Annotated in this window: 22 protein-coding genes, 3 pseudogenes and 2 riboswitches; of the genes and pseudogenes, 6 read left to right on the forward strand and 19 right to left on the reverse strand. The window is 45.2% G+C overall.

Annotated features, from left to right (window positions below):
- Window positions 1-4: 4 nt before the first annotated feature.
- Window positions 5-1,051: a hypothetical protein gene (locus tag ADU24_RS13350; protein ID WP_053367100.1), complete on the reverse strand. Its 1,047-nt coding sequence runs from the start codon at window positions 1,049-1,051 to the stop codon at window positions 5-7.
- Window positions 1,052-1,518: 467 nt separating this feature from the next.
- Here ADU24_RS13350 and ADU24_RS13355 point away from each other — a divergent pair, with 467 nt between their 5' ends.
- Window positions 1,519-1,878, forward strand: a complete 360-nt coding sequence (locus tag ADU24_RS13355; protein ID WP_231689614.1) for a rhodanese-like domain-containing protein — start codon at window positions 1,519-1,521, stop codon at window positions 1,876-1,878.
- Window positions 1,879-1,921: 43 nt separating this feature from the next.
- Here ADU24_RS13355 and ADU24_RS13360 read toward each other — a convergent pair whose 3' ends face one another.
- The 6 genes from ADU24_RS13360 to ADU24_RS13385 all read right to left on the reverse strand — a co-directional run bounded on the left by ADU24_RS13360 (window position 1,922) and on the right by ADU24_RS13385 (window position 6,333).
- A complete protein-coding gene (locus tag ADU24_RS13360; protein WP_053367101.1) occupies window positions 1,922-2,578 on the reverse strand; it encodes a c-type cytochrome in 657 nt (218 codons plus the stop codon).
- A gap of 111 nt (window positions 2,579-2,689) precedes the next feature.
- On the reverse strand, window positions 2,690-3,358 hold the full coding sequence (locus tag ADU24_RS13365) for a response regulator (protein ID WP_053367102.1): 669 nt from the start codon (window positions 3,356-3,358) through the stop codon (window positions 2,690-2,692).
- A 303-nt stretch (window positions 3,359-3,661) separates the two neighbouring features.
- Window positions 3,662-4,219, reverse strand: coding sequence for an elongation factor P (efp, locus tag ADU24_RS13370; protein ID WP_053367103.1), 558 nt, complete (start codon window positions 4,217-4,219; stop codon window positions 3,662-3,664).
- A 19-nt stretch (window positions 4,220-4,238) separates the two neighbouring features.
- Window positions 4,239-5,300 (reverse strand): M24 family metallopeptidase, encoded by a 1,062-nt coding sequence (locus ADU24_RS13375; RefSeq protein WP_053367104.1) that lies wholly within the window; start codon window positions 5,298-5,300, stop codon window positions 4,239-4,241.
- Window positions 5,300-5,749 (reverse strand): type II 3-dehydroquinate dehydratase, encoded by a 450-nt coding sequence (gene aroQ / locus ADU24_RS13380; RefSeq protein WP_053367105.1) that lies wholly within the window; start codon window positions 5,747-5,749, stop codon window positions 5,300-5,302. The genes ADU24_RS13375 and aroQ overlap by 1 nt, the downstream gene beginning before the upstream one ends.
- A gap of 98 nt (window positions 5,750-5,847) precedes the next feature.
- On the reverse strand, window positions 5,848-6,333 hold the full coding sequence (locus ADU24_RS13385; protein WP_053367106.1) for a YqhR family membrane protein: 486 nt from the start codon (window positions 6,331-6,333) through the stop codon (window positions 5,848-5,850).
- A gap of 198 nt (window positions 6,334-6,531) precedes the next feature.
- Between ADU24_RS13385 and ADU24_RS13390 the strand changes: the two genes are divergently transcribed.
- Together ADU24_RS13390 and ADU24_RS13395 are read left to right on the forward strand one after the other, a co-directional pair.
- On the forward strand, window positions 6,532-7,476 hold the full coding sequence (locus ADU24_RS13390) for a DUF1385 domain-containing protein (protein WP_053367107.1): 945 nt from the start codon (window positions 6,532-6,534) through the stop codon (window positions 7,474-7,476).
- Between the two features lie 57 nt (window positions 7,477-7,533).
- Window positions 7,534-7,920: an SA1362 family protein gene (locus tag ADU24_RS13395; protein WP_231689615.1), complete on the forward strand. Its 387-nt coding sequence runs from the start codon at window positions 7,534-7,536 to the stop codon at window positions 7,918-7,920.
- 25 nt (window positions 7,921-7,945) lie between these two features.
- Here ADU24_RS13395 and ADU24_RS13400 read toward each other — a convergent pair whose 3' ends face one another.
- The 7 genes and pseudogenes from ADU24_RS13400 to ADU24_RS13435 all read right to left on the reverse strand — a co-directional run bounded on the left by ADU24_RS13400 (window position 7,946) and on the right by ADU24_RS13435 (window position 15,993).
- The gene (locus ADU24_RS13400; protein WP_053367109.1) at window positions 7,946-8,830 is read right to left on the reverse strand and encodes a patatin-like phospholipase family protein; all 885 of its coding nucleotides are present in this window, start codon (window positions 8,828-8,830) and stop codon (window positions 7,946-7,948) included.
- Window positions 8,831-8,930: 100 nt separating this feature from the next.
- Window positions 8,931-9,956, reverse strand: coding sequence for a spore photoproduct lyase (splB, locus tag ADU24_RS13405; protein ID WP_053367110.1), 1,026 nt, complete (start codon window positions 9,954-9,956; stop codon window positions 8,931-8,933).
- A gap of 251 nt (window positions 9,957-10,207) precedes the next feature.
- Window positions 10,208-11,227, reverse strand: coding sequence for an HNH endonuclease (locus tag ADU24_RS13410; protein ID WP_053367111.1), 1,020 nt, complete (start codon window positions 11,225-11,227; stop codon window positions 10,208-10,210).
- Window positions 11,228-11,568: 341 nt separating this feature from the next.
- A pseudogene (locus ADU24_RS13415) lies at window positions 11,569-12,192 on the reverse strand (vitamin B12-dependent ribonucleotide reductase); the annotation flags it as partial.
- A gap of 340 nt (window positions 12,193-12,532) precedes the next feature.
- Window positions 12,533-13,690, reverse strand: a pseudogene (locus ADU24_RS13425) (vitamin B12-dependent ribonucleotide reductase); the annotation flags it as partial.
- A 321-nt stretch (window positions 13,691-14,011) separates the two neighbouring features.
- Window positions 14,012-14,803, reverse strand: a pseudogene (locus ADU24_RS13430) (ribonucleotide reductase N-terminal alpha domain-containing protein); the annotation flags it as partial.
- 356 nt (window positions 14,804-15,159) lie between these two features.
- Window positions 15,160-15,993, reverse strand: coding sequence for a lipoate--protein ligase family protein (locus ADU24_RS13435; protein WP_053367113.1), 834 nt, complete (start codon window positions 15,991-15,993; stop codon window positions 15,160-15,162).
- 213 nt (window positions 15,994-16,206) lie between these two features.
- Here ADU24_RS13435 and ADU24_RS13440 point away from each other — a divergent pair, with 213 nt between their 5' ends.
- The gene (locus ADU24_RS13440; RefSeq protein WP_053367114.1) at window positions 16,207-16,572 is read left to right on the forward strand and encodes a rhodanese-like domain-containing protein; all 366 of its coding nucleotides are present in this window, start codon (window positions 16,207-16,209) and stop codon (window positions 16,570-16,572) included.
- 340 nt (window positions 16,573-16,912) lie between these two features.
- Here ADU24_RS13440 and gcvPB read toward each other — a convergent pair whose 3' ends face one another.
- The 3 genes from gcvPB to gcvT are packed head-to-tail and all read right to left on the reverse strand — an operon-like array spanning window position 16,913 to window position 20,835.
- Window positions 16,913-18,373 (reverse strand): aminomethyl-transferring glycine dehydrogenase subunit GcvPB, encoded by a 1,461-nt coding sequence (gcvPB, locus tag ADU24_RS13450; RefSeq protein ID WP_053367116.1) that lies wholly within the window; start codon window positions 18,371-18,373, stop codon window positions 16,913-16,915.
- On the reverse strand, window positions 18,366-19,712 hold the full coding sequence (gene gcvPA, locus ADU24_RS13455; RefSeq protein ID WP_053367117.1) for an aminomethyl-transferring glycine dehydrogenase subunit GcvPA: 1,347 nt from the start codon (window positions 19,710-19,712) through the stop codon (window positions 18,366-18,368). The genes gcvPB and gcvPA overlap by 8 nt, the downstream gene beginning before the upstream one ends.
- A gap of 16 nt (window positions 19,713-19,728) precedes the next feature.
- A complete protein-coding gene (gene gcvT / locus ADU24_RS13460) occupies window positions 19,729-20,835 on the reverse strand; it encodes a glycine cleavage system aminomethyltransferase GcvT (RefSeq protein ID WP_053367118.1) in 1,107 nt (368 codons plus the stop codon).
- A 161-nt stretch (window positions 20,836-20,996) separates the two neighbouring features.
- Window positions 20,997-21,077: riboswitch (glycine riboswitch) on the reverse strand.
- A 3-nt stretch (window positions 21,078-21,080) separates the two neighbouring features.
- Window positions 21,081-21,168: riboswitch (glycine riboswitch) on the reverse strand.
- A 331-nt stretch (window positions 21,169-21,499) separates the two neighbouring features.
- Here gcvT and ADU24_RS13470 point away from each other — a divergent pair.
- A complete protein-coding gene (locus ADU24_RS13470) occupies window positions 21,500-23,188 on the forward strand; it encodes a DEAD/DEAH box helicase (RefSeq protein WP_053367120.1) in 1,689 nt (562 codons plus the stop codon).
- Window positions 23,166-23,957, forward strand: coding sequence for a YqhG family protein (locus tag ADU24_RS13475; protein ID WP_053367121.1), 792 nt, complete (start codon window positions 23,166-23,168; stop codon window positions 23,955-23,957). Before ADU24_RS13470 ends, ADU24_RS13475 begins: the two co-directional genes overlap by 23 nt.
- A gap of 44 nt (window positions 23,958-24,001) precedes the next feature.
- Here the strand turns inward: ADU24_RS13475 and ADU24_RS13480 are convergent, their stop codons facing one another.
- Window positions 24,002-24,184, reverse strand: a complete 183-nt coding sequence (locus ADU24_RS13480) for a YqzE family protein (protein ID WP_053367122.1) — start codon at window positions 24,182-24,184, stop codon at window positions 24,002-24,004.
- A gap of 26 nt (window positions 24,185-24,210) precedes the next feature.
- On the reverse strand, window positions 24,211-24,732 hold the full coding sequence (locus tag ADU24_RS13485) for a shikimate kinase (protein ID WP_053368932.1): 522 nt from the start codon (window positions 24,730-24,732) through the stop codon (window positions 24,211-24,213).
- Between the last annotated feature and the right edge of the window lie 2 nt (window positions 24,733-24,734).

Here is a 24,734-nt window from a genome sequence, read left to right on the forward strand (position 1 = left end):
CCCCTTAAATTAGTTTTTTTACTTGTTCATCGTACGTTTCCTGGTCAATTTTCCCATTCACTAGCTTTTTCCGAAGTTCCTTGATTTCTTCATCGTTTGATGGCTTCATCTTTTGCTTTTGCAGGGTTTTTTTGCCCTTATCCTTCTTAAACACAGCGGGGTTTTTCCTTTTTTCCTGTTTGTTTCTTAAGCCAAAGAAGACAAACATCCCGGCAATGATGATCGATACGCCGATGATGACTCCGCCTGCTGCCCCAATGATTGGGCGTCTGTTGTCCCCGCCAGTTCCACCGCTGTTCGCCGCAAGCTGATCTGTTGCTGATGAGCCATTATGATTTTCGTCGTTAGGAGCTTTATTTTTATCAATCATCGAGAGGGTGGAAGCATCCCCTTCCTTTTTATAGGAAACAGTATATTTATGTTTGCTTCCTTTTTCGGCCGCCTTTACTTGATAAAACGCAATTTGTTCCCCATAATCGCTTTTTTGCGTACTGGCGGGTTTTGGTTCAAGGGTGATATCGGTTGATTTCAAAGGTGCGTATACAATGACATCCAGCGTTTCAATGGCTGCGGGAGCAGTATATTCATAGGTAAAGCTTTTCTTTTCCATCACGTTTATAGGATTGGAATAGTATTCAACAACAAACTTATAGTCCGCATCCTTCTTTATCGGATTCTCCGGGGCGAAAGAGATTACGCCTTTTTCTTTATCTACTTCGAAGGGCCGCTGTACTTCCGGCTTATCGTCACTAGGAAATTCGGCAACTAGGTAAACCTGGAAGTTTTTCTCGTTCGCCGGCACCGGAACTTCAATCTTTCCGCTGAAATCCTGGCCGGTTTTGTTTACAATCGTTCCGTATTGGCCGACCAAAAGGGATGGTTCTTCCTTTGGCCAATTTTCCGGATAATCGAACTCCGGCATTACCTGGATCTGCATTTCCTTGTATGGGAATTGCTCAGGAGTAAATTTCCCTTCCGCCTTTGTACCGGAAGCGCCCACATAAAAACCGGACGAAACAATCAGTAGAAACACAATCAGTTTTTTCAGCATAGTAGTCCTCCTTGGGTAGTGAAAAGCATATGACTAGGACGTACTACTTTTCACTATAGTCCTCTTTGGAATAAATATAATCGACAGGACAACCCAATTGTTGAGGCACTCTTGAACATTTTGTTAAAGGGTGGAAAACGTTGCGGTTTGGACAAAAAAACAACATAAATTGTTCACAATTCCCCTTCTTGCCAATAAACGGGATAATCTGCCGATAAACATCGCCTGTTATGGTGGCCAAGTAAAGCCTAATGAACCCTTTACCAATCGCGTTTTCCTGAACGGAAGGCAATTGTTATCCGCCATTCAAACGGCGTAACCCTTTTTCTGCCACATGATAACTATAAAGCTTATTGTTTTTTATCAGTTAGCTAGTTTTTGACTATTTTGTTAAACCTGGCGACCCTTCTATTTGCCCAATGTACGTGCTTTCGTTCGTGCCCTATAATAAAATCATGAGGTGATTTATGGTGAGGAAACTTTTTATCCTTCTGTTCGGATTGCTGCTGGCTGGATGCGGCGCAGCCGAATATGAGTCAGTTTCTGTTGATGAAGCGATGGAGTTGGTTAAGAAAAGTGAGGTTAAGGTCCTGGATGTACGGACTCCCGAAGAATACAAAGGGGGCCATATTCCGGGCTCCGAACTTATTCCCCTTCAGGTTCTTGGCGGCATGGCGGAAAACCTCGACAAGGATGAGGACTATCTTATTGTTTGCAGAAGCGGAAACAGGTCGAGGCAGGCAAGCGAGCTTCTTGCGTCCAAAGGGTTCAGGGTTCTCAATATGGAGGGAGGAATGAATGCCTGGACCGGGGAAATTGAACAATAAACGAAAAATGAAACCCCCGCCAAGTTGGCGGGGGTTTCATTTTTTATTGTTTTTCAAGGGACCTGATGTAAGAAACGACATCCGAAATATCCTTTTTGCTTAACTGGCGGACACCCTCTAGCCCTTTCAGGGATGGTGCCATTCTTGTATTTTCCCGCCCGTAGGCAGTGTTAATCCAGATTTGTTCGTCGGTGCTGTATTTCAGGTATTCACGGTTTGCAAGGGCGGTGCCCATCTTTTGTTTCCCTGCCCCTCTTTCCCCGTGGCATTGGATGCATGACATGTTGTAAATCTTTTCACCATTTTCAGGATTTCCAACGACCCGGTCCGGTACTTCCAATTTCATCTCGCCGTTTTGCCAATTTCGGATGAACGCAACGACATTTTGCAATTCTTCTTCACTGAGCCTTGGCCCATAAGCAGGCATTGCAGCTTCGGGCCTTCCATATTTAATATAGTTGCTGAGGTCTTCGTCGCTCGCGGAACTTAAAAATATTTGGCTATTGATCGCTGTACCCACTTTGGCACCTTCGCCTTTTCCTGTTTCACCGTGGCAAACGGCGCATTGCAGTTTATATACTTTTTCTCCCGCCTGGACAGCTTCTGTATTTTTCCCTTTGAAACCATTCGCCGTAATAAAAACGGCGACCCCAATCAAAACGGTTAAAATATAAATGCTGATTAATACTTTCTTTTTCATGGCAGCACCCTATCTTTGGCCCAAGAAACGGTAGTTAGGCCAAAGCCCTTCATTGCATTCGGTCAATTTTTTTCTTGTCTGATTTTCAAAGCAGGCAGGGCTTCGAGTCGGCTACACAGTTTTCTGCAGCCAGCCCTCCTGCAACGCAAGGGCTGCCACTTGCCCGCGTCTATTCATATGAAGTTTCTCCATAATATTCCGGATATGATTCTTTACCGTGTTTTCAGAGATGAAGAGGGTGCAGGCAATTTGCCGGTTTGTCATCCCTTTTACAACCTCAGAAAGAATTTCTTTTTCCCTTTTCGTTAACAAATCGCTATTCGGCAAAGAATTGCGAGAAGTATAAAGGTGATCGAGTTTTGCAAGATTATTGATGATTTCCTTGGCTACGGGCCCGGAAATGATATATTCACCCCGGTTAGCCATCTGGATGAACGCCAAAAGTTCATTTGGGAGCAGGCTTTTCAGCAAATAACCTTTTGCTCCATTGCGAAGTGCTTCTATCATTTCTTCTTCATTACCGTCTACGGCAAGTACAAGTATATTCGTTTCGGGCAATTTTTCGATAATCCCTTTCATTACCCCGATTCCATCCTCGGCTGGCATATTCACATCCATAAGAATGACATCCGGCTTCACGTTGGCTGCAAGTGCCACAGCCTCGCATCCTGTCCTCGCTTCACCAACCAGTTCAACGGAAGGCTCCTCTTTTAAAATCGATTCAAGCCCTTTAAGAAACATATAATTCACATCAACAATTAATACTTTCAGTTTTTCCATCAAGCTGAAGCCTCCCTTATTCTGGGTGCCACGGAACTACCGGATCAGGCGGCCGATTGCCAATCCAATAATTGCATTTCCCACTTAATTACTGTCGATTGATTCCATTGTAGTCGCCCTTGCCACTACTGACTAGTTACCTCCATCGCTTTTTGAAAAATGTTCATAATTACACAGGGAAATCTTCACAATATCTTCATAAGTGTGTGCTTACTAAGGGCATACCGGGAAAATGAAAAGAAAAAAAGCCCGGCTCCTGCTTGAAGGCAGGGCCGGGCTCGTTTGAAAAATAATTACCGCAAATTATGCGCGTGATACATAGCTTCCGTCGGATGTATTAATAATCAGACGGTCGCCCTGGTTGACGAAGAATGGCACCTGGACAACAAGGCCTGTTTCCATTGTTGCCGGTTTGGAGCCGCCGGAAGCTGTATCTCCCTTGATTCCCGGCTCTGTTTCCGTTACTTCCAGTTCAACCGTATTCGGAAGTTCAATACCCAATGTTTCTCCTTGGTACATCATAATGAAAACTTCCATGTTTTCCTTTAGAAATTTCAATTCGTATTCAATCGCGCTTGCAGGCAGTTCGATTTGCTCGTAGGATTCATTATCCATGAAAATATGCTGGTCGCCGCTTGCATAAAGATATTGCATCTTGCGGTTGTCAATTTGCGCCTTCGCGACTTTTTCCCCTGCACGGAATGTTTTTTCATTTACGTTGCCAGTGCGAAGATTACGAAGCTTGGAACGGACAAAAGCCGCGCCTTTCCCCGGTTTCACATGCTGGAAATCCATAACCCGCCAAATGCTGCCGTCAAATTCAATCGTTAGCCCTGTGCGGAAATCGTTTACTGAAATCATGTGTGTTCCTCCTAGTTCCTTAAAGAATGATCAGTTCCTTCGGTGAATGTGTTAGGGATTCATTGTGGTCAAGCGTTATCACGGTATCATCCTCGATACGGACGCCGCCAAGCCCCGGAATATAAATGCCAGGTTCCACTGTCACAACCATGCCAGGTTCGAGGATCGTTTCGGAAACCCTCGACAGGGACGGGCCTTCATGGACTTCAAGCCCGATGCCGTGCCCTGTGGAATGTCCGAAATACTCTCCATAGCCTTTTTCGGCAATAAAATTTCGGGTAAGCGCATCGGCTTCCTTCCCGGTCATTCCCGGCTTAATGCCCGCCATGCCGCGCAGCTGGGCTTCAAGCACTATATCATAAATTTCCCTTAATTTCTGGTCCGCAGCACCCACCGAAACGGTTCTGGTAATATCGGATACATATCCCTTATAATAGGCACCAAAATCAAGAGTTACAAAATCTCCCGCCTCAATCACTTTATCGCTGGCAACGCCATGCGGCAAAGCCGAACGGTGGCCGGAAGCGACAATGATGTCGAATGAAGAGGAGGCGGCACCCGCCTTCCGCATGAAAAATTCAAGCTCATTTGAAACGTCAAGTTCTGTTTTGCCCGGGCGGATAAACTCCAGGATATGTGCAAATGCAGCATCTGCAATGCCCGCTGCTTCCTTTAATATCTTAATCTCTGCATCCGTCTTAATCAAGCGCAACTTTTCAATCGCGCCATCGACCGGAACGAGTTCTCCATCAAACTCTTTATCATACGACTTGTATAATGCATATGTAACATGATTTTGCTCAAAGCCAAGCTTGGTTATTCCCAATTGCTTTGCCTGCTGGGCGACTTCTTCCTGCATCACGCCTCCGTGTTTTACAATTTCAAAGCCCACGCATTGTTTCGACGCCTGCTCAACATACCTGAAATCCGTTATGAAGAGCGCTTTTTCACCACTAATCAGCACAGCGCCGGCGGACCCCGTGAAATTAGAGATGTAACGGCGGTTAAACCCGCTCGTAATCAACAGGCCGTCAATTCCCAATTTGCCAAATTCACTTCTCAGTTTCTCCAGTTTTGACATTACAGTTCCCTCTCCTTCTCCATTTCCATGAGGGCAAAAAATGCAAGTTCATAACCCTTTGTGCCAAGGCCGCTAATTTGCCCTTTGCAAACAGCGGCTGTAACAGAAGTATGCCTGAAATTTTCCCGTGCATGGATATTCGATATATGTACTTCGATAACAGGCACCCGAATTCCTGCAATCGCATCCCGGATTGCATAGCTATAATGCGTATAGGCCCCTGGATTAAAAATAACCCCTGCAAAGCCTGCTTCATCTGCTTCCTGAAGCCAGTCAACAAGGGTCCCTTCGTGATTCGATTGCCTGCAGTCCACCTCCGCGCCATGGGTTGCTGCGAGATTGGCAACGGCGGCTTCGACATCCTGTAAAGTCCCCTGGCCATATACGCCGGGCTCGCGTTTGCCAAGCATATTCAAATTCGGTCCATTCAACAACATGATTTTCTTCATATCCCGATTTCCCCAAATCCTAAATTTCCCCGCAAAGGGACGGTTATTTTCTAACTCATTCTACCATATTCCCTTTCATTCTCCTACTGGGACAGCTGTCACCACTCATCCCGATGGTGGTAGTCCCAGGAAATTGAATAACCGATAAAAACGCCATAAAGGATGAACAGGCAAATAGAGGTCGCCAAAGTATTTTTATCAAGCGCCCCAAACGGCAATATGCCGGGAAACATAGGATTAAGCAGGAAAAAGACAAGCAGGAATAACACTGCCCCATACAGGATTCCGGATATCAACCCATCCATTTTCTTGAACAAGGCGGAATAAACAAATGCCGCACCGATCGATACAATCGCAATAAGCAAAATTGCAATGAGCGTTCCCAGCCAGCCGTTTTTCCAGGAACCAAGCGCCCATGGGCCAAGAATTTCCCTTGGGGTAATTTTCGTAAAATGAAAATAATATCCGATCTGCCCTATAAAGCTCCAGAACAAACCACCCCAAAGGCCTGTAAGCACGACAAGCTTTGCAAACCCGCCTTCAACCGAAAAACCCTTTTTTTCTTTGCCATTGCTATTCTCCACATAGACCAATCCTTTTAAAAGAAATTATCGCTGTCAGGCTTAGTATGTACGTTTATATGCTTTTCCTTCATAATTGGCATTTTTTCATGAGGTTCAGGAACTCATACCTAGTTGTTTTGGCGTTTTTCTAGTAAAATATAGGTAAGTACATCCAGCCTACAGCTGAATGTGCAACTTCATGATTAGGTTGGTGTCAAAATGGCAAGTGGAACTAAACCAATATACGGAGGCCAGGCAGTCGTCGAAGGTGTCATGTTTGGCGGAAAATATCACTACGTTACGGCAGTCAGGCGGAAAGATGGAACGGTCGACTATTTCCGGCTGCCCCGCAAAACGCACCCGTTTGTCGCTTTTCTGAAGAAAATACCATTCCTGCGGGGAATTGCCGCCATAGTGGAAGCGAGCGCAAACGGCTCCAAACACTTGAATTTCTCGACAGAGCGCTTTGATGTGGACCCAAAGGATGACGAACAGATCGAAAAGCAGGAAACTTCAAAGCTTTCCATGTACCTGGGCGTCGCCGCTATCGGGGTAATTTCCTTTTTATTCGGGAAATTCCTTTTCACGCTGATTCCCGCCTTCCTTGCCCACCTGGCATCGCCAATTTTTCCCGGCCGTACCGCACAGGTCCTTATTGAAGGCTTAATCAAACTGATTCTTCTTCTCGCATATATATACACCGTATCGCTTACCCCTCTCGTAAAAAGGGTATTCCAATATCACGGCGCGGAGCATAAAGTAATCAACTGCTTTGAAAACGGATTGGAGCTGACCGTAAAGAACGTCCAGTCAAGCTCCCGCCTCCATTACCGCTGCGGTTCAAGCTTTATATTGTTTACGGTGATTGTCGGAGTTTTCGTCTATATGCTTGTTCCGGCAGAACCATTATGGGTGCGCCTTTTAAACCGTCTTGCGCTCATCCCTGTTGTACTTGGTATTTCCTTTGAAGTCCTCCAGCTGACGAATAAATTGCGAGATGTTCCCGTACTGAGATGGCTTGGGCTTCCTGGCCTGTGGCTTCAGCTTTTGACAACAAAAGAACCGGATGACAGCCAGGCGGAAATTGCCATCCTTTCGTTTAAAGAACTTCTAAAAATGGAAAAGGATAGTGAGAAACCAGAAGAGACAGAAGAAATTGTCTAAATTCCTTTTGGCGTGTGTTTAAAATCGGGGGAATATGCTTATGATGCTCTTAGGGAGGTGGCTATTTTGAAAAAACGGAAATCCGTTCTTTTTGCAGGCGCACTTATACTTCTGGCGGCAATTGGCTTGGTTGAAATGCTTGTCGATAATCCAGCAGGCTTTATTCGGAGAATCGCATTCATTGCCCTAATCAGCTTTATTGTATTTTTTGTTTTCCGCCGATTTATGGGAGCCGGTCCCGGTCCCGCAAGAAAAGAGCAACGGGCATTCCTCAAAGCTGCCAGGGAATCCAGAAAACGGAACGGACATAAAAATGACTCTGCCGGGCGTAATGTGGTCCATGGTTCACTCGCATCATTAAGGAAGCCGAAAAAGAAAACTGCGGCTCATCTGACCGTAATAGAAGGCAAAAAAGGCAAAAAGAAAAACCGGGCTTCCTTTTAGGAAATCCGGTTTTTCTTTTCCGAGATTAATAGCTCCATTTTTTAAAGAAGTTCTCCGCACACTGCCTGCCGTGCAGGATAAGCTTTTCTTTTTTCTCAGCGGTTAGCCCAAATTCCGTGGAGGCCACCCCTGCTGTCGGGATGAATATTATGTTTTTTGCGTGTTTCCTTGAAATATACCTTGCATCGTGTGCATCCTTCATCGTTTCAAACAGCGCCTCAAAGAGCTGGATGGCATTTTTTATTTTGTGCTTCGGATGGTTCTCCGGCTCATGGCTTAGCTGGATTCCAAGAACCGGCCTTACCTTTTTCACGTTTTCCTTGTCAAATAGCCACATCGGAAAATTGCTAAGCACCCCACCGTCAACAACAATGTTCTTTCCTCCCGCCCCGGCAAGCTTGACCGGTTCAAAAAAATAAGGGATGCTGCAGCTCATCCTGACCGCCTTCGCAACCGGAAAGTCTGCCGGCGAAATTCCGTACTTCGGCAGATCATCGGGAAGGATAATCATCTTTCCATTCGTAAGGTCGGAAGCGACGACGCGAAGCGCATCAGGGGGGATGTCGCCAAATGTCCTCAATCCTTTTAAGGCAAGCTTTTCAGCAAGCCACTCTTCAAGAGCCTCGCCTTTATATAATCCTAACTTCCAATACAAAAGAATCCATTTTGCTATCGGGCCCGGGATTAGCAGCTTTCTCGGATCCAATAGCCTTGACAGTTCAAGCTCGTCAAGCAGGGAATGCATTTCCATGCTCGTGTATCCGGCGGAGATCAGGCTTGCCACTATCGAACCGGCGCTTGTTCCGGCCACACGGCAAAACCTGAAACCCCGCCCTTCTATTGCCCCGTAAGCACCTATAAGCGCAAAGCCCTTAATTCCGCCACCGGAGAAAACGCCATCAATCAGCATGGAAGCCACTCCCGTCGATGTATTCCTCCTACATCTTTAAGCGGCTTCCTGACAAATTAGTACAATGGACAAATTTAAAATTTCCACAAAAGGCAATTGTTCAAGTAAAGTACTGCACTTCGGCTTCCGGAAAATAATCGTTAATATATCCGCGGATCGTCTCTTCAAGTTCAGCGGCTTGCTCCGTCGGGTAAACGTATTTGCCAATCCCGTACCGGCCCCATTTGTATTTCCGTTTTTCTTCATCCATTTCAAGCTTTGTCTTCGGATAGCGCTTCAGGATGACATTTTTGGCCGGCTTCGTGAACCGGTGCTGAATCAATTCAAACGAAAGCTTGTTGATGGAAACCCCCTCCAGCGACGCCCTCAGCCGCTCAAAAAGCTCATGGTAGCCTTCCTCCCACCCTTCATGCCTGTAAATCGGCGCGACGATAAATCCGAGCGGATAACCGGCATTGGCCACCTTCCTTGCTGCTTCAAGCCTTTCATCGAAGGAGGATGTCCCAGGTTCAAAATTTTTAATGACAAAACGGGAATTGACGCTGAACCTGAATCGGGTTTTGCCATTATGCTCCGCATCGAGCAAATGGTCGACATGCTGGAATTTTGTCACAAACCGCAATTGCCCGAACTCAGACTTCCCGATGAATTCAATTGCTTTTTTGAGGGAATGCGTTAAATGGTCGATTCCAACTATATCGGATGTACAGGCCGCTTCAAACCGGGTAATTTCCGGAGCGCGCTCATCCATATATTTTTGTGCCTGCTCAAAAATTTCGTCCAGGTTCACATACGTCCGAATATACGGCTTTGAACCAAGCGTAGTCTGCAAATAGCAATAATGGCAATGGCCCATGCAACCGGTAGCGAGGGGGATGGCGTACTCAGCCGACGGTTTCGAGGTATCGAATTTCAGAGTTCTTCTTATCCCAACAACCAGAGTGGATTTTGCGTTCCTGTATTTTTGTAGTTCGTTTTCACCCGGGATGTTCCGGACCTGGTTATGGGAAGTTGTTTCACGGATTTCAATCCCCATTCCTTCAAACTTTTCCTTCAGTTCGCGGCCTAACGGATATTCCAAGGCCTGCGGCTCGATATAAACCAATTGTGGCATGAATGGCTTCATCTTCCGGCCCCTTTCTTTTGCAAAAATGTATTTAACCTAGTATTGGCAAAAGAACGGAAGGAAACAAAAAAAGAGGACGGAAAAATATTTCCATCTGTAGCTTTGAATTAAAGTTTGATCAAAAATATCTCAAAAACTCACATCTTATGTTAACTTAAAAGAACCCGTTTTGAAAAAAAGATTGATTAAAACGGGTTTATTCTCTGTGAAACATTGAGCAATATTTATAAAAATTAGGTATCCATTATTTATTATTTAACCTTACCTCTAGGTCTAACTAAACGAGGTGCAATTTCATAAAGATCCTGATTTGTTTTTCCATTATAAATTCTGTACAGATTTGTCTTCGATACTCCTGTTTTTTCAACTATTTCCTCCATTTTTAAATCAGTATTTAGCAGTAAGTAAACGGCTTTTTTTATTTTTTCCCTTGATGTATCCGGATCTTTAGCTAGGCCCATAGTTCTCGGCCTTATCTCTATAGGCGGTTTAGAATATAATTGTTTCCATCTTTCTCCAATGTAAATGGAGCGAACTCTAAAATATGATAATCCTGTTTCCTCAGATATGTTCTTTAGGGATTTGTCCGTGTTTAGTAATAAATCAACAACCCTTTTTGCCACTTCCAACTGTTTTGCTCCTACCCTATTCAAGGCATTCTCAAAAACAATCTTTTCCGTATCAAATTTTAAAGGATGTTGTTCTCCAACATGTTCTTTTCGATGACATGGTTCGCATAATGAAATAAGATTTTCTAATTTATTCGCTTCAAAATAATCTTTAAAAAATACAAATGGTTTTTTATGATGAACTGATAATTCCTGCCCGTATTCTTTTTCTGTTATTCGACAATTTGGATTTTGACATGTATAACTATCACGTTTTCTTGCCCTTTTCCTCTGTTGTATCCAATTGGGACCGTAATATTTTTTAGCACCTGTCTTTAAACCATTAGAAATTAACGAACGACAGAATGTTTGGCTTAGACTTTTACAAAGTTGTGAGCAAAAGAATTTTGTTTTAGAGTGACAGGACATAACCCAAATCGGTTTATCACAAACTTTGCAAAGACGATAAAATCCTTTAATTCTTAACAGTCCATTTCTTACGTTTTCACAATATTTACTACAAGTAAATAATTTTTTTGAGTACCTTAAGGGCGAAGGAAACTCACGTTGGCAAATTATGCATTCATAATATTCAAACTCCTTATAATGGGGATAACTTCTAATACTAAACATAGAGTCGTTTTCCTCTTTATAGTTACTCATTATTTATCCCTCCTAATTTATTGGTTCTATATTAAAATCAAATACATATTTCATAGGATTTATTAATTTCTTTATTTACTGGTCAGTTGTTATATTAGTAAATGTAAATTAAAAGTAAATTCAAACTTTTAAGTTTAAGGTTGTTTAATAATATTATAGGATAAAAACACATGTTCGCCAAATAATTTACAGTAGAGAAATAGTAAGGAAAAATTGTTCAAAAAAAATAAGGAATGCTGATTTAACAACATTCCTCACTATACAAGACGATTATTTTAATTGATCTATTTTATTAACATTGAAACTTCTTTAAAAGCCATACCTTCTTATCTTTCGAAAAATTAAAGCCCGCATTTCAATTGAGCGTTACAGTTTGTACAAGTATTACATCCACCAATTTCTTCGACTTTCCCTTTACGACACACCGGGCATGTATCACCTACTTCTGAACCGATTGTAACAGAAGTCGAGCGTAAATCATTAATGGTATCTAGTAAAACTACATGTGGCTTCTCCGTTGTATCCGTATGTGTTTGTTTTTGATCATATACATCGTCCACGTGGTTTTCTTCAGCTTTTAAGGTTAGAACTTGGGTATCACGTGAACCGTCTACATAGACAGTACCACCCTTTGCTCCACCTTTGTAAAGACGCTCGTATACTTTTTCTACTTGTTCTACACTATAGCCTTTTGGTGCATTAACCGTCTTACTAATTGAGCTATCAATCCAGCGTTGGATGACACATTGTGTATCTGCATGAGCTTCTGGTTTTAATCCCATTGCTGTTACAAACCAATGTGGTAGATTTTCTGGATCTGCTTCCGGATTCTTTTCCAAGTACTCGCTTACGATATCTGCTTTAACTTCGATGAACTTTCCAAGTCTTCCGCTTCGGAAGTAAGAGAAGGAGAAGTATGGTTCAAGTCCTGTTGATACACCTACCATCGTACCTGTGGATCCTGTCTCTTTTATTCATATAAAGACGCTACTCTTTATACCGCTTTATAAGCTGCTTGTGCTTTCACACAAGGATAGACTATATCAAACACTCGGGTGAGTGCCCTCCTGTTTCCCACGCCAATAGCTTGCGCGGTACGAGCTGCCGCTCTAGTCGTTGAAGCTTTTATCTTATTACTGCTAAATAAGATAACTTGCCTGCTGATTGCCCATTGTAATATCTGTTTCATTTTCAAACCATCACGCTTATTGTCACCAATTACGTTGTGGTTGAAACAGCTTTAGGGTGTCCCAGCAATTAAAGAGGTTTCGATTATGTGTCACCACATAAAAGCCCAAATTATTTAGGTGCAACAGTTAGTAGGTGTGAGTTGCGAATTCCATGCTCTAAGATTGATTGTCTAATGTCTTCAGGCATTTTTTTCATATAACCAGTGTTAATGAACGCTTCGCGAAGACGATTGGTTTCTTCTTGTGTTTTACCTGTTAAGAATGGGAAGCTTCCTTTTTCCTTCGCCAATTCGACTGAGGTCTTATAGGCGGTTACCGCGATGGTTTCAAACACTTTATCAACCAGTTTGTTTCCATCCTCGGATCCATACTCTGTTTCACAGTATATTAATAGATCATGAAGGCCCATTACTCCTAGTCCGACGCGGCGTTCTCCGAGGGCCTGTTTCTTGTTGGCCTCCAGGAAGTATGGAGTGGAATCAATAACGTTGTCCTGCATCCTTACGCCGGTAGCGACTGTTTTCTTCAGTTTTTCAAAATTTACTGTCTTTGTTTCTTTGTCCGCCATTGCCGCCAAGTTTACGGCAGCCAAGTTGCAGACGGAATATGGTGCGAGAGGCTGCTCACCACACGGGTTGGTTGCAACCACCTTTTGCCCATACGCTCGGGCGTTTGTCATGTCGTTAGCATTGTCGATGAAAAAGATTCCCGGCTCAGCCGAATAAGTGGCGCATATGTTAATCAAGTTCCAAAGTTCCTTTGCCTTGATCTTCTTATAAGTACGGACTTTGTAGCCCATTTTTTCCCACTCACGAACATCGCCGACTTTATGCCATTCTTCGTTGTAAATTTTCATCGTTTCCTCGTCGTAACTTTCGACAGCCGGGAAACGAAGTTCATATTCGGCGTCATTTTCGACTGCATCCATAAATTCTTTTGTCAGGGTAACCGAAATGTTCGCCCCTGTTAAAAATTCAAGATTGTGGACGGTATAATTGCCGCCTTCCACAAGCTTTTCTTCCGCATCGGCTATGATTCTTTCACTGAATCCGCCGTATCCAGGGATGTGTTTATAATTGATGATACCCTGGTACATAGCTTTTTCCTGCTCAGTGAGCGGGGTGAACTTAAGCTTGTTTTTCGCCTGTTTCTGTATCCATTCATCGGTTGTGTTATCAATAAGGAACCTTAGGATCCTTGGGTTTTGCATTTTTGAAATGATGAATTCAATAATATCAGGATGCCAGTCCGCTAGCATGATCATCTGGGCCAATCATGTTGCGCTGAATCGCTACTTCAGCTCTCTAAGTCACCTTAGAGTTCAGACCATATCTTGCACTACAAGAGTGCCCTCGCACTTCGGAACCGCTTGGCCCCTACTCTACTTCCTTCCGCATAAAGCGTGGTTTCGATGGTCGTTGGACCTTCTCCCTATTCTTTAAGAACTTAGGAGCTTGGCTGCTGATTGTCTTTATCCACTCGCTGTTTTAAAGCATTCACGTTTACCGTTTCCAGTTACGTTGTAGCCAGCAAGCCATTTAAAGAGTTCCCAGCAATTCACGAGGTTTATTTATAGACGAGGCACTTATTTACCACGTCTTGACCCGCCTTGCTCTACAAGATGTGTCAGCTTGGCGATGTCATCGAGCCATGATACCGAACCGGATGACTTACCATTTACGCCCCTTGCCAATGTCGCACGCGGCCTGAGCGTTGAACCGTTCGTCCCCACTCCGCCTCCGCGGCTCATAATTTCCATGACCTGTTTCCTGTGGTCGGAAATCCCTTCACGCGAATCCTGCACAAAAGGCATGACGTAACAATTAAAGAATGTTACATCCGTTCCGGCGCCTGCACCGTAAAGCACACGTCCCGCCGGAATGAAGTTCATGTTCACAAGTTCTTCGTAGAACTTGTTGAACCACTCAAGCCGTTTTTCTTCTGTTTTTTCAACTGATGCCAGGCCTGTAGCGTTTCTTAGAGCAATCTGTTCATAAAAGATTTCAAGAGGCTTTTCAATCACATCGAGCGACCTCGTGATGACGCCGGTAGTGACTTCCTCAGGGGTGTCCAGAACGCCGCGGTACTCTTCCTCCACCATCACCTGGGCAGTTTTCTTTTCCCAGTCGATATCAAGGATATAGCCTAGTCCCCTTGCCGGGAATTTCGGGTCCTCCTTCACGGTTAGGACAATGAAATCTCCCTTAGTCAGGGTAATCTTTTCGGTGTCCTTGAAAGTGTACCGGTCAAGCATGACCAGGCGGGACACACCCTTATGGGTAATGTGCATATCCGGCGTAACAGGGTGAACCTGCGGAAATAGGCGGATATCCTCATTCAGCCTTTCAAAATCAATATTTAGTTTTTTTCTCAACGCAACAGACATGATCACATCTCCTTGTACAAATAATATCTTTCCCCTGTTGTCGAAATCTTGGTTGTTATGTTATGTCCAGTTGTTCATTTGGAATACCCTAAACCTAACACACCGAAACCAACAAAATCAATATATAGTACCTAAAATATTTTTATCAATACTATATATTGGGTATAAGACAAATTAATAAAATTTTGTCAAAATCAAAATTGATTAAAAAACGGAGATAATTAGAGATTTCGCAGGAATTCCTACATGAGATTATTAATTTTGACATATTTCGAGGGTTGCTCTTAACAGGGATAATTCAATAAAGAACAAGAATATTTTTCCAATAAAACAGGAAAAGAGCGGCAGTCCGCTCCTTATCTTTTATAATTCCATTCGTCGTTCTCATAAACGTCCGAAGCGCGTTTTTCCACTTCCAGACGTTGCCCCTCCGTGAGGGTATAGGGAACCAATTCGATTTGCAGTCCGGTTTCAAATCCATTTTTGAATGCTGCCTTCGCTTCTTCCAGGCTGATTGGCCGCTTACTGACTTTATTAATAGTAACAGCCTTATTTTTGAAGGAAGCCATCATTCGTTCCTTCACCCGTTCACTCGGGTAGTGGAATAGCGAAAAGAGCTTTTCTTCATCAAGATCCAAAAGAATGGAACCGTGCTGGAGGATTACCCCCTTCTGCCTTGTCTGAGCGCTTCCGGCAACCTTGCGCCCTTCAACAACAAGCTCATACCAGCTTGGCGCATCGAAGCAATTGGACGATCTTGGATTTTTGAGCGAATCCTTCTCTTCTTCCGTTTTCGGGATGGAAAAGTAAGCGTCGAGCCCCAAATTCCTGAACCCATGCAGGATGCCTTCGGAAATGACCCGGTAGGCTTCGGTAACCGACGGAGGCATTTTCGGATGGTCTTCCGATACAATTACACTGTATGTAAGCTCATTTTCGTGCAGTACGCCCCTTCCTCCAGTTGGCCTCCTGACAAACCCAAGGCCATGTCCACGAACAGCTTCCATATTAATTTCCTTTTCAGCTTTTTGAAAATAGCCGATTGAAAGTGTTGCGGGATTCCATCCGTAAAAACGGATCACAGGCGGCATTTTCCCCTCGCTATGCCACTCCATCAGCAATTCATCGAGTGCCATGTTAAAGGAGGGAGAACCAGCCCCTGAATCAATGAAATACCATTTTTCCTTCATAAAAGCCCCTCTTTTACTGGTTAACTAGTTAATGCCGCGATTTTTAGTCTATCAGAATGGCACTGAAAATCATAGCAGTATGAATTGCCAAAAACACAGCAGGAAAAGAATTTAGGAATTGCCCTTTACTCTAGCAAGCTTTGGCTTATATAATAGTATTTGTTGTGCAGCAAAGCTTGAAAGGGGTACATAAACGTGAGTCCACTCTATTTTATGCTAGTAGCGATTGCCGGTTTCCTTGTATACTCGGTCATCATGTGGCTTTATCAACGCAAAATCGTCAAAACGCTTTCGGAGGACGAGTTCCGGGCTGGTTACCGGAAAGCGCAGCTCATTGATGTGCGCGAGACGAATGAATTCAATGCAGGCCATATCCTTGGCGCTAGGAATATCCCGCTATCCCAATTGAAAACACGCATGAAGGAAATCCGTCCCGACATGCCGGTTTATTTATATTGCCAAAGCGGATTGCGCAGCGGCCGTGCGGCGCAATTCCTTTATAGGAAAGGCTACAAGGATTTAAGCCAGCTTGCAGGTGGATTCAAGAAATGGTCTGGAAAAATTAAAGCAAAAAATTAAGGCCAGGGCCCCTTGCAGAGTTGCAGGAGGCCTTTAATTTTTGAAAAAACGCCCGAATATGGCCATAGCCGTCAACCGAAGGAACATTTCATTCATCATGCCATATAAAAAGCCCGCACAAAAAATTGTGCGGGCTTTCAGGCTGTTGAATAAGTCTGATCTTGAATTTTTTGATCATTTCACCACTATATATAGATTTACTTTTAAAACCAAACCGCTAAATACGGTAGTTCAACATGCAAAAACCCTCTTTTTCTAGGATGAACAAGAAAAAATTAGGGTTTCTCAACACTCTGAAAGCCCGCACAAAAAATTGTGCGGGCTTTGCATTTAAAAATCTTTATTCGGGACGGTAGCGAAGTACCGGCTTCCTTGCCGCTGTTGTTTCATCGAGCCGTCCGACGACAGTCGTGTGCGGTGCCTCCTGTACAATCTCCGGGTTCTCCTCTGCTTCCTTTGCAATCTGGATCATCTTATCAATGAATCCATCGAGGGTCTCCTTCGACTCGGTTTCAGTCGGCTCAATCATAATGCACTCCTCGACATTAAGCGGGAAGTAGATGGTTGGCGGATGGTAGCCAAAATCAAGGAGCCTCTTTGCGATATCAAGCGTACGGACCCCCAGCTTCTTTTGCCTGCGGCCGCTCAATACGAATTCGTGCTTGCAGTGGCGGTCGAATGGCAGGTCAAAATGAGGCTGCAGCCTTCTCATCATGTAATTCGCATTCAGCACCGCATATTCGGTCACTGCCTTCAGGCCATCCGGCCCCATGGAGCGGATGTATGTGTAGGCACGGACATTGATGCCGAAATTTCCATAGAATGGCTTAACGCGGCCGATTGCTTGAGGTCTGTCATAGTCGAATACATATTCATCGCCGCGTTTTGTTACAACCGGTTTTGGCAGGAATGGAATCAAATCCGCTTTTACGCCGACAGGGCCTGATCCTGGTCCGCCTCCTCCATGAGGGCCGGTAAATGTCTTATGCAGGTTAAGGTGGACGACATCAAATCCCATATCTCCCGGGCGTGCCTTCGACAGAACCGCGTTCAGATTGGCGCCATCGTAATAAAGCTTACCGCCGGCACCATGGACAATTTCGGCCATTTCAAGGATGTTTTCCTCAAACAGCCCAAGAGTGTTCGGATTCGTTAACATAAGTGCCGCCGTATCCTCGCCTACAACCCTGCGAAGGTCCTCCAAATCGACAAGGCCGTTTTCGTTGGACTTTACGGTAATAGTTTCAAGGCCGGCTACTGTCGCCGATGCGGGATTCGTGCCATGGGCGGAGTCAGGAACGATAACCTTTGTTCTCTTTAAATCATTGTTGGCCTCATGGAATGCGCGGATCATCATCAACCCTGTCCATTCGCCATGTGCTCCGGCTGCCGGCTGAAGCGTTACCTCGTCCATGCCGGTGATTTCGATCAAATGCTCCTGCAGGTCATACATCAAGCCAAGCGCGCCCTGTACGGAGCTTTCGTCCTGGAGCGGATGGATGTGGGCAAAACCGCTGTACCTGGCAACATTCTCATTGATTTTTGGATTGTATTTCATCGTACACGATCCAAGCGGATAAAAGCCTGAGTCAACACCGTGATTACGCGTTGATAGCGCTGTATAGTGGCGCATAATATCAAGTTCGGACACTTCCGGGAGATTCGGCTCCTCCTCACGTACATAGCCCACCGGGAGAAGGCCGTTCAAATCAAGCTCGGGAACATCCATTTCCGGCAAACTGTAGCCGATACGGCCTGGTTTGCTTACCTCGAAAATTAGCTGCTGGTCCTGGTTATGCATGCAGATCCCCCAATTCCTTAGCAAATGTATCAATTTCTTCCTTGGTCCTCAACTCTGTTACAGCGACAAGCATGTGGCCTGATAGATCCTTGTAATCACGGCCAAGGTCATAGCCGCCGATTATCCCTTTTTGGAGAAGGGCCTGGTTGATTTCCTTAACAGGTTTATTAAGCTTAATTACAAATTCATTGAAGGACGGCCCATCCATTACGATTTCAACGCCATTTTCCTTCAAGGCTTTTTTCGCATAATGGGCTTTCTGGATATTGGCCGCAGCCATTTCCCTGACGCCTTTTTTGCCGAGGGCGGTCATTGCGACCGACGCGGCCAGTGCGTTCAAAGCCTGGTTCGAGCAAATATTGGATGTTGCCTTGTCGCGGCGGATATGCTGCTCACGGGCTTGAAGGGTCAGAACAAAACCACGGCGGCCCTGTTCGTCATGTGTCTGGCCGACAAGCCTTCCCGGAACCTTCCTCATCAATTTTTCGGTTACCGCAAAATACCCACAGTGCGGGCCTCCGAACGCGGCGGGAATTCCGAACGGCTGCGCGTCACCCACGACGATATCAGCTCCGAATTTGCCCGGAGGTGTAAGCACGCCCAATGCCATCGGATTGCTTGAAACAACAAACATCGATTTATGCTCATGCGCGATTTCTTCGATTTCCTTCAACTGTTCAATTCTGCCGAAGAAGTTTGGATACTGGACGATAACCGCGGCAATATCCCCTCCCGCAAGTTCTTTCAGGGCATCCAGGTCGGTCAGCCCGTCCTTTGCAGGGATTTCCACCACTTCAATGTACTGTCCCTTCGCGTAAGTTTTTACAACCTCACGGGATTCAGGATGGACAGCCTCCGAAATGAGGATTTTCTTCCTGCGCGTTTGAGCGGCGCTAAGCATTGCCGCTTCCGCGAGGGCGGTGCCGCCATCATACATTGACGAGTTCGCCACATCCATTCCGGTAAGCTCACAAATCATTGTTTGAAACTCAAAAATTGCCTGCAGTTCCCCTTGGGAAATTTCTGGCTGGTAAGGTGTATAAGCCGTATAAAATTCGGAACGGGAAAGAACATGGTCGACTATGACAGGCATGTAATGGTCGTAAACCCCTGCGCCCAGGAAGGAAGCATGGCTTTTGAAGTCCGCGTTTTTGGCTGCAAGCGCAGCAAGCTCCTTCATTAGCTCCGTTTCTGATTTGGCGGGTTTAATGTTGTATTCGCCCTGGAAACGAACCTTCTCAGGGATATCTTTAAAAAGCTCCTCAACAGACTCGACGCCAATCACTTCGAGCATGGCCGCCTTGTCTTGTTCCGTCATCGGTAAATAGCGGTGTTTCATCAGGATTTCCCCCTAATTATTTCTTTGCCCTTTTGTAAAAAGGTACTGGCACTATTTTCGCTTTCAGCTTTTTGCCGCGAATTTCAACTTCCACTTCATTGTCCAATCCGGCAAATTCAGATTTAATCAGGACAAGCCCGACATTCTTCTTCAAGGTCGGGGATTGGGTCCCGGTCGTAACCTCGCCGATTTGTTCATCGCCGGAGTAAATCGGATATCCGTGGCGCGGAATGCCCCGGTCGATCATTTCAATGCCGGCGATTTTCCTTAGAAGGCCATTTTCCTTTTGTTGCTTAAGCGCTTCCTTGCCGATGAAATGATTTTCCTTATTCAGCTTTACGGCAAAACCCACTCCCGCTTCAAGAGGAGAAATCTCAGGCGACAGTTCCTGTCCATATAGGACAAGGTTCGCCTCAAAACGGAGCGTATCACGGGACCCAAGGCCGCAAGGGAGCACGCCTTCTTCCTTGCCTGCTTCGAGGATGGCATTCCATAGGTTTACCACATCCGAAGGGCCGCAATAAATTTCGAACCCATCTTCCCCTGTGTACCCTGTCCTGGAGACAAGGGCTTTCGCGCCATTCAGGTCCACTCCATCCTTAAACTTGAAGAAACCAATCTCGGAAAGGTCGTCTTCCTTGGCAAGCTTTTGAAGGACACTCTCGGCAAGAGGGCCTTGTATGGCAAGCTGGGCGTACTGATCAGAAAGGTTTTCCATTGTGACATTGCCTTCAAGATGTTCCTTTAGCCACTCATAATCTTTATCCGTATTGGAAGCATTGACGACAAGCAGATAGTGGTCCGGCCCCATTTTGTAAATAAGCAAATCATCGACCGTACCACCGTTTTCGTAGCACATCGCTGTATATTGCGCGGCACCGTCCTGAACCTTTGAAACATCATTTGTCATCATTTTTTGTAAAAAATTCAAGCTGTCTGGTCCTTTCACTTCGATTTCACCCATGTGGGAAACATCGAATAAACCTGCCTTTGTCCTCACGGCCTCATGTTCTTCCTTGATCCCTGAAAATTGGACAGGCAATTCCCAGCCGCCAAAATCAATCGTCTTTCCGCCGTATTCCTTGTAGACCTCGAAAAGCGGCGTCCGTTTGAGTTCTGCCATCCCTTAATCCCCCTTCTTTGATGATATCTTCTCAAGTTTCAAATCTTCTCCACAAAATCCCGCATTCGCTGGCCCATTTGTTGTTTAGTTGCTTCTCCCGTAGCCGAAACAACTTTTACCTGCAAAAAAGGACAGAACCCTCCCCTGAATGTAAGAGAGGTCTCTGTCCTTTCACCTGAAAGTTTACCTGTAGCAGGTTTTCCCCTTTGGTGGCTTCATCTTATGTAAAGCGCTCTCCAGAGCTGCGTCCAACAAGGGTTCTTTTGCCTGAGAGATTCGCATAATTGCTTGCTCCTTCGGCGCTACTGGCGTAGTCTCTCCCCTTGTTATCATCCGCTATTATAATATTTTTCAAACGGGCAATACTAACATTCAGCGAAACTTCGAGTATGGGATTTCCCAGCTTCGCATCAGAAGCGGAGCCTGGTCCACCGCATTCCCATTTCAATACAGGTTTGGCCAAAGCCTGCCTGCAGTGCTGGAAACAAGTGAGAGCAGAGATTATTGCAATTATTGAAACTTTTAAAACCATCTTCATCCTACCATTAAACCAGTCCCACTCGCAACGGTTTTGTCGGTTTATTGCCCCGGTTTGGGGCCAAAACAGAAAGCGTTTACATTTTCTGGTGGATTCTCTTAACCTTTTGGAAAGGAGCTTACCGTCATGCCTGTTCAAATTGACATTGATAGTTCCTGGCACGACGATTTCCTGCAAAGGATAAGCCAGGACGGACCCTGGGGGAATTGGGAGCTATTCAAACTTGCCACCGCCGCAGAAAAGCAATTGGCCATTCCTGAATTTGAAGGTCTGCAGGCGCCAAAATACCTTCCCGGGCTTACGCCTCTCCCGCACCAGCTTGAAGCCGCGAAGCAAGTGGTTGAAAATATGAATGGCAAAGCAATTCTTGCTGATGAAGTCGGCCTTGGCAAAACGATTGAGGCAGGTTTAATCCTGAAAGAGTACATGATCCGGGGGCTGGTCAGGAAAGTGCTGATTTTAGTCCCCGCTTCCCTCGTTACCCAATGGGCGATGGAATTGAACTCGAAATTCCATATTCCGGCGGTTCCCCAGAAAAAAGCATACGTGTGGGAACAATGCGATGTCGTTGTTTCGTCAATTGATACTGCCAAAAGGCCACCGCACCGGGACCTCGTCTATAAGCAAGACTATGACATGGTTATCATTGATGAAGCCCATAAATTGAAAAATAATAAAACGAAAAATTACGAATTTGTCCAAAACCTGAAAAAGAAATTCTGCCTCCTTCTGACGGCAACGCCAATTCAAAACAAGGTCGACGAGATATTCAATTTAGTATCGCTCCTGAAACCTGGCCACCTCGGGAACGAGTCATCCTTTTACGACAAATACCGGAAGGATTCACGCACCCTGGCCGATGATGCCAATTTAAAAGAACTTGTTAATAAGGTAATGATTCGGAACCGGCGCGGCGATACCGGCATTGAGTGGACAAAGCGCCATGTCCAAACCATACCGATTGAATTTTCCGGGACTGAGCGAAACCTTTATGATGCCATTACCGATTTGCGTTTATCCGGGGATGGGGCCCCAAAAAGCGCATTCTCGTTCATTACCCTGCAGCGCGAGGCTTGCAGTAGCCGTGAAGCGGTTTATTACACCTTGAAAAATATGCTTCTCCGTGCGGAATGCCCTTCCAGCGAATTCGAAGGTAAAATCAATGAACTGATTGAGCTTGTCAACCGTGTGGACAGGAACTCAAAAGCAGAAAAGGCGCTGGAATTGATTAAGACGATCGGGGACAAGGTGATTATTTTCACCGAATACCGCGCTACGCAACTTTACTTGCAATGGTACCTGAAGCAGCATGGCATCAGCTCCGTTCCCTTCCGCGGAGGCTTTAAAAGGGGGAAAAAGGACTGGATGAAGGAGTTGTTCCAAAAACACGCCCAGGTACTTATTGCCACGGAGGCTGGGGGTGAAGGAATAAATTTGCAGTTTTGCAGCCACATTATCAATTTCGACCTCCCCTGGAACCCGATGAGGCTTGAGCAGAGAATTGGCCGTGTCCATCGGCTTGGCCAGGAAAAAGATGTAATGATTTATAATTTTGCAGTAAAAGACACGATGGAAGAACATGTCCTCAAGCTTTTGTATGAAAAAATCCACTTGTTCGAAAAGGTCATCGGCGAGTTGGACGATATCCTCGCAAAATTGGAACTTGGAAATATGGAAGACCATTTGGCCGATATTTTCGGCCATTCCCTATCAGAGGGAGAAATGAGAATTAAAATGGAAAACTTAACTTCGATGATTGAATTCGCGAATCGTTACAGGGAGGGTGCACAGCATGCTGCAGCAGGAAATCCATAAGTTCCTCGCGGATTATTTCCAGGCGAACGACTGCGCCATAACCGGACATTCACCTGGCCATTTAACAGTTCAGCTTACCGAGGAAATTGATAAGGAGCTCATGAACCGCCCCTTTTATTGGCACTACCTTGAAAAGACTGGCGGGGTTCCAAATCCGATGTCGGTTTCGTTCATTACCGACCAGGAAAAATGCCCTCCGGATTTAAAAGGGGAGCAAATCCACCTTGGTTCTCCCCGCCTCCACCAAATCTTTCAATCGGCAAAAAAACTTTCGTGCTTCACCCGGCAATACCATCTCCATAATGAGGGGCGGCAGACTCCCCTTCTTCCATGGCTTGTCCTGAACGTGAAAGTCTCTTATAAATGCGATCGAAAGCGGGATGTAATACGGTCGGTGGGACTCCAAATGATTAACGGAAGAATGGTAGAAGAATTTCATGATAGGCTGCTGTCCATCCCTCTTACGCCGAAAATTCCCGATTACTCATATACCATTTCCCCGCTAATTATGCCAAAGAGCGGTTTCATCAGGGTCGAGAATTATTTAAGGTCAGGTATCGAACTCGAAGACCACAGCTGGGCGGAAGCGGCGATTGCAAGATGGGAAAAGGACGAGCGTCTTCTCACTCATTTTTACGAAGGGTCAACAGAAGAAGATCCAGAAAGCTACAAAATTGAAAAGACCGCCTTGCGGGAGCAGTATGAACCCAAGGTGATTATTTCGCTCATAAACGGAGGGCTTTTTTATTTGAAAGATGATGCCATTTAGATTAATGAGTAAAAAAAAACAATGGGAAACGGGATGGCCGCTTCTCATTGTTTTTTTCTTTTCACGCCCAGATAGACGATATAAGGCAAAATGCCAAACCACCGGTACCAAAAGGAGGCCCTGCCCTCTTTTTTGGCGGCACGGAGCCTTTTGCGCTCATCTCTTGGCTGGTCAGCATATTTTACGAACGACTGGGCTATATAGTTGACAAAGTCATTGGTTTTCATTTCGCACACCTGCTTTCATTTCCCTGCTAGCAAGTATGCCCTCGGCTCCTTTTTTTCAAACTGGCAATAATCTCTTCGGTGATTCTTTCGGGGTTTTTCCCCCTCGTGTCGATTCGGATATCCGCTGATTCCAAATAGATTGGCATTCTCCGGCTTAGCCGCTCGTCTATTTCCTTTTTTTTATTGCCTTGAAGTAGCGGGCGCGTTTGGTCATCCTTGAGCCTCGATAAGATTTCATCAGCGGGGGCGTCAAGGAAAATGACAATTCCTTCTTCCTTCATGACGCGCCGGTTGTTTTCGCTAAGCGGTGCTCCCCCGCCAGTCGCCACTACTGTCTGGCTTTTTGGATGCGCTTTTAGCGAGGCTGTTTCCAGTTCCCTAAAATGGGCTTCCCCAAATTCCACAAAAAGTTCGTTAATGCTTTTCCCTTCCTGCCTGACAATTTCCTCATCCGTGTCAATAAACCGCCGGCCGAGCTTTTCACCCAAGAGCCTCCCGACTGTTGATTTGCCAGATCCCATGAACCCGATTAAAAATATAGTTTCCATAT

The sequence above is a fragment of the Bacillus sp. FJAT-27245 genome, from assembly GCF_001273955.1.
In the GTDB taxonomy this organism is placed as follows: Bacteria; Bacillota; Bacilli; order Bacillales; family Cytobacillaceae; genus Bacillus_D.

What these genes read in the sequence shown, in the direction of transcription:
- ADU24_RS13350 (WP_053367100.1), bottom strand. Translation starts at nt 1,051, where the DNA reads ATGCTGAAAAAACTGATTGTGTTTCTACTGATTGTTTCGTCCGGTTTT.
- ADU24_RS13355 (WP_231689614.1), top strand. Translation starts at nt 1,519, where the DNA reads ATGGTGAGGAAACTTTTTATCCTTCTGTTCGGATTGCTGCTGGCTGGA.
- ADU24_RS13360 (WP_053367101.1), bottom strand. Translation starts at nt 2,578, where the DNA reads ATGAAAAAGAAAGTATTAATCAGCATTTATATTTTAACCGTTTTGATT.
- ADU24_RS13365 (WP_053367102.1), bottom strand. Translation starts at nt 3,358, where the DNA reads ATGGAAAAACTGAAAGTATTAATTGTTGATGTGAATTATATGTTTCTT.
- efp (WP_053367103.1), bottom strand. Translation starts at nt 4,219, where the DNA reads ATGATTTCAGTAAACGATTTCCGCACAGGGCTAACGATTGAATTTGAC.
- ADU24_RS13375 (WP_053367104.1), bottom strand. Translation starts at nt 5,300, where the DNA reads ATGTCAAAACTGGAGAAACTGAGAAGTGAATTTGGCAAATTGGGAATT.
- aroQ (WP_053367105.1), bottom strand. Translation starts at nt 5,749, where the DNA reads ATGAAGAAAATCATGTTGTTGAATGGACCGAATTTGAATATGCTTGGC.
- ADU24_RS13390 (WP_053367107.1), top strand. Translation starts at nt 6,532, where the DNA reads ATGGCAAGTGGAACTAAACCAATATACGGAGGCCAGGCAGTCGTCGAA.
- ADU24_RS13400 (WP_053367109.1), bottom strand. Translation starts at nt 8,830, where the DNA reads ATGCTGATTGATGGCGTTTTCTCCGGTGGCGGAATTAAGGGCTTTGCG.
- splB (WP_053367110.1), bottom strand. Translation starts at nt 9,956, where the DNA reads ATGAAGCCATTCATGCCACAATTGGTTTATATCGAGCCGCAGGCCTTG.
- ADU24_RS13410 (WP_053367111.1), bottom strand. Translation starts at nt 11,227, where the DNA reads ATGAGTAACTATAAAGAGGAAAACGACTCTATGTTTAGTATTAGAAGT.
- ADU24_RS13435 (WP_053367113.1), bottom strand. Translation starts at nt 15,993, where the DNA reads ATGAAGGAAAAATGGTATTTCATTGATTCAGGGGCTGGTTCTCCCTCC.
- ADU24_RS13440 (WP_053367114.1), top strand. Translation starts at nt 16,207, where the DNA reads ATGCTAGTAGCGATTGCCGGTTTCCTTGTATACTCGGTCATCATGTGG.
- gcvPB (WP_053367116.1), bottom strand. Translation starts at nt 18,373, where the DNA reads ATGCATAACCAGGACCAGCAGCTAATTTTCGAGGTAAGCAAACCAGGC.
- gcvPA (WP_053367117.1), bottom strand. Translation starts at nt 19,712, where the DNA reads ATGAAACACCGCTATTTACCGATGACGGAACAAGACAAGGCGGCCATG.
- gcvT (WP_053367118.1), bottom strand. Translation starts at nt 20,835, where the DNA reads ATGGCAGAACTCAAACGGACGCCGCTTTTCGAGGTCTACAAGGAATAC.
- ADU24_RS13470 (WP_053367120.1), top strand. Translation starts at nt 21,500, where the DNA reads ATGCCTGTTCAAATTGACATTGATAGTTCCTGGCACGACGATTTCCTG.
- ADU24_RS13475 (WP_053367121.1), top strand. Translation starts at nt 23,166, where the DNA reads ATGCTGCAGCAGGAAATCCATAAGTTCCTCGCGGATTATTTCCAGGCG.
- ADU24_RS13480 (WP_053367122.1), bottom strand. Translation starts at nt 24,184, where the DNA reads ATGAAAACCAATGACTTTGTCAACTATATAGCCCAGTCGTTCGTAAAA.
- ADU24_RS13485 (WP_053368932.1), bottom strand. Translation starts at nt 24,732, where the DNA reads ATGGAAACTATATTTTTAATCGGGTTCATGGGATCTGGCAAATCAACA.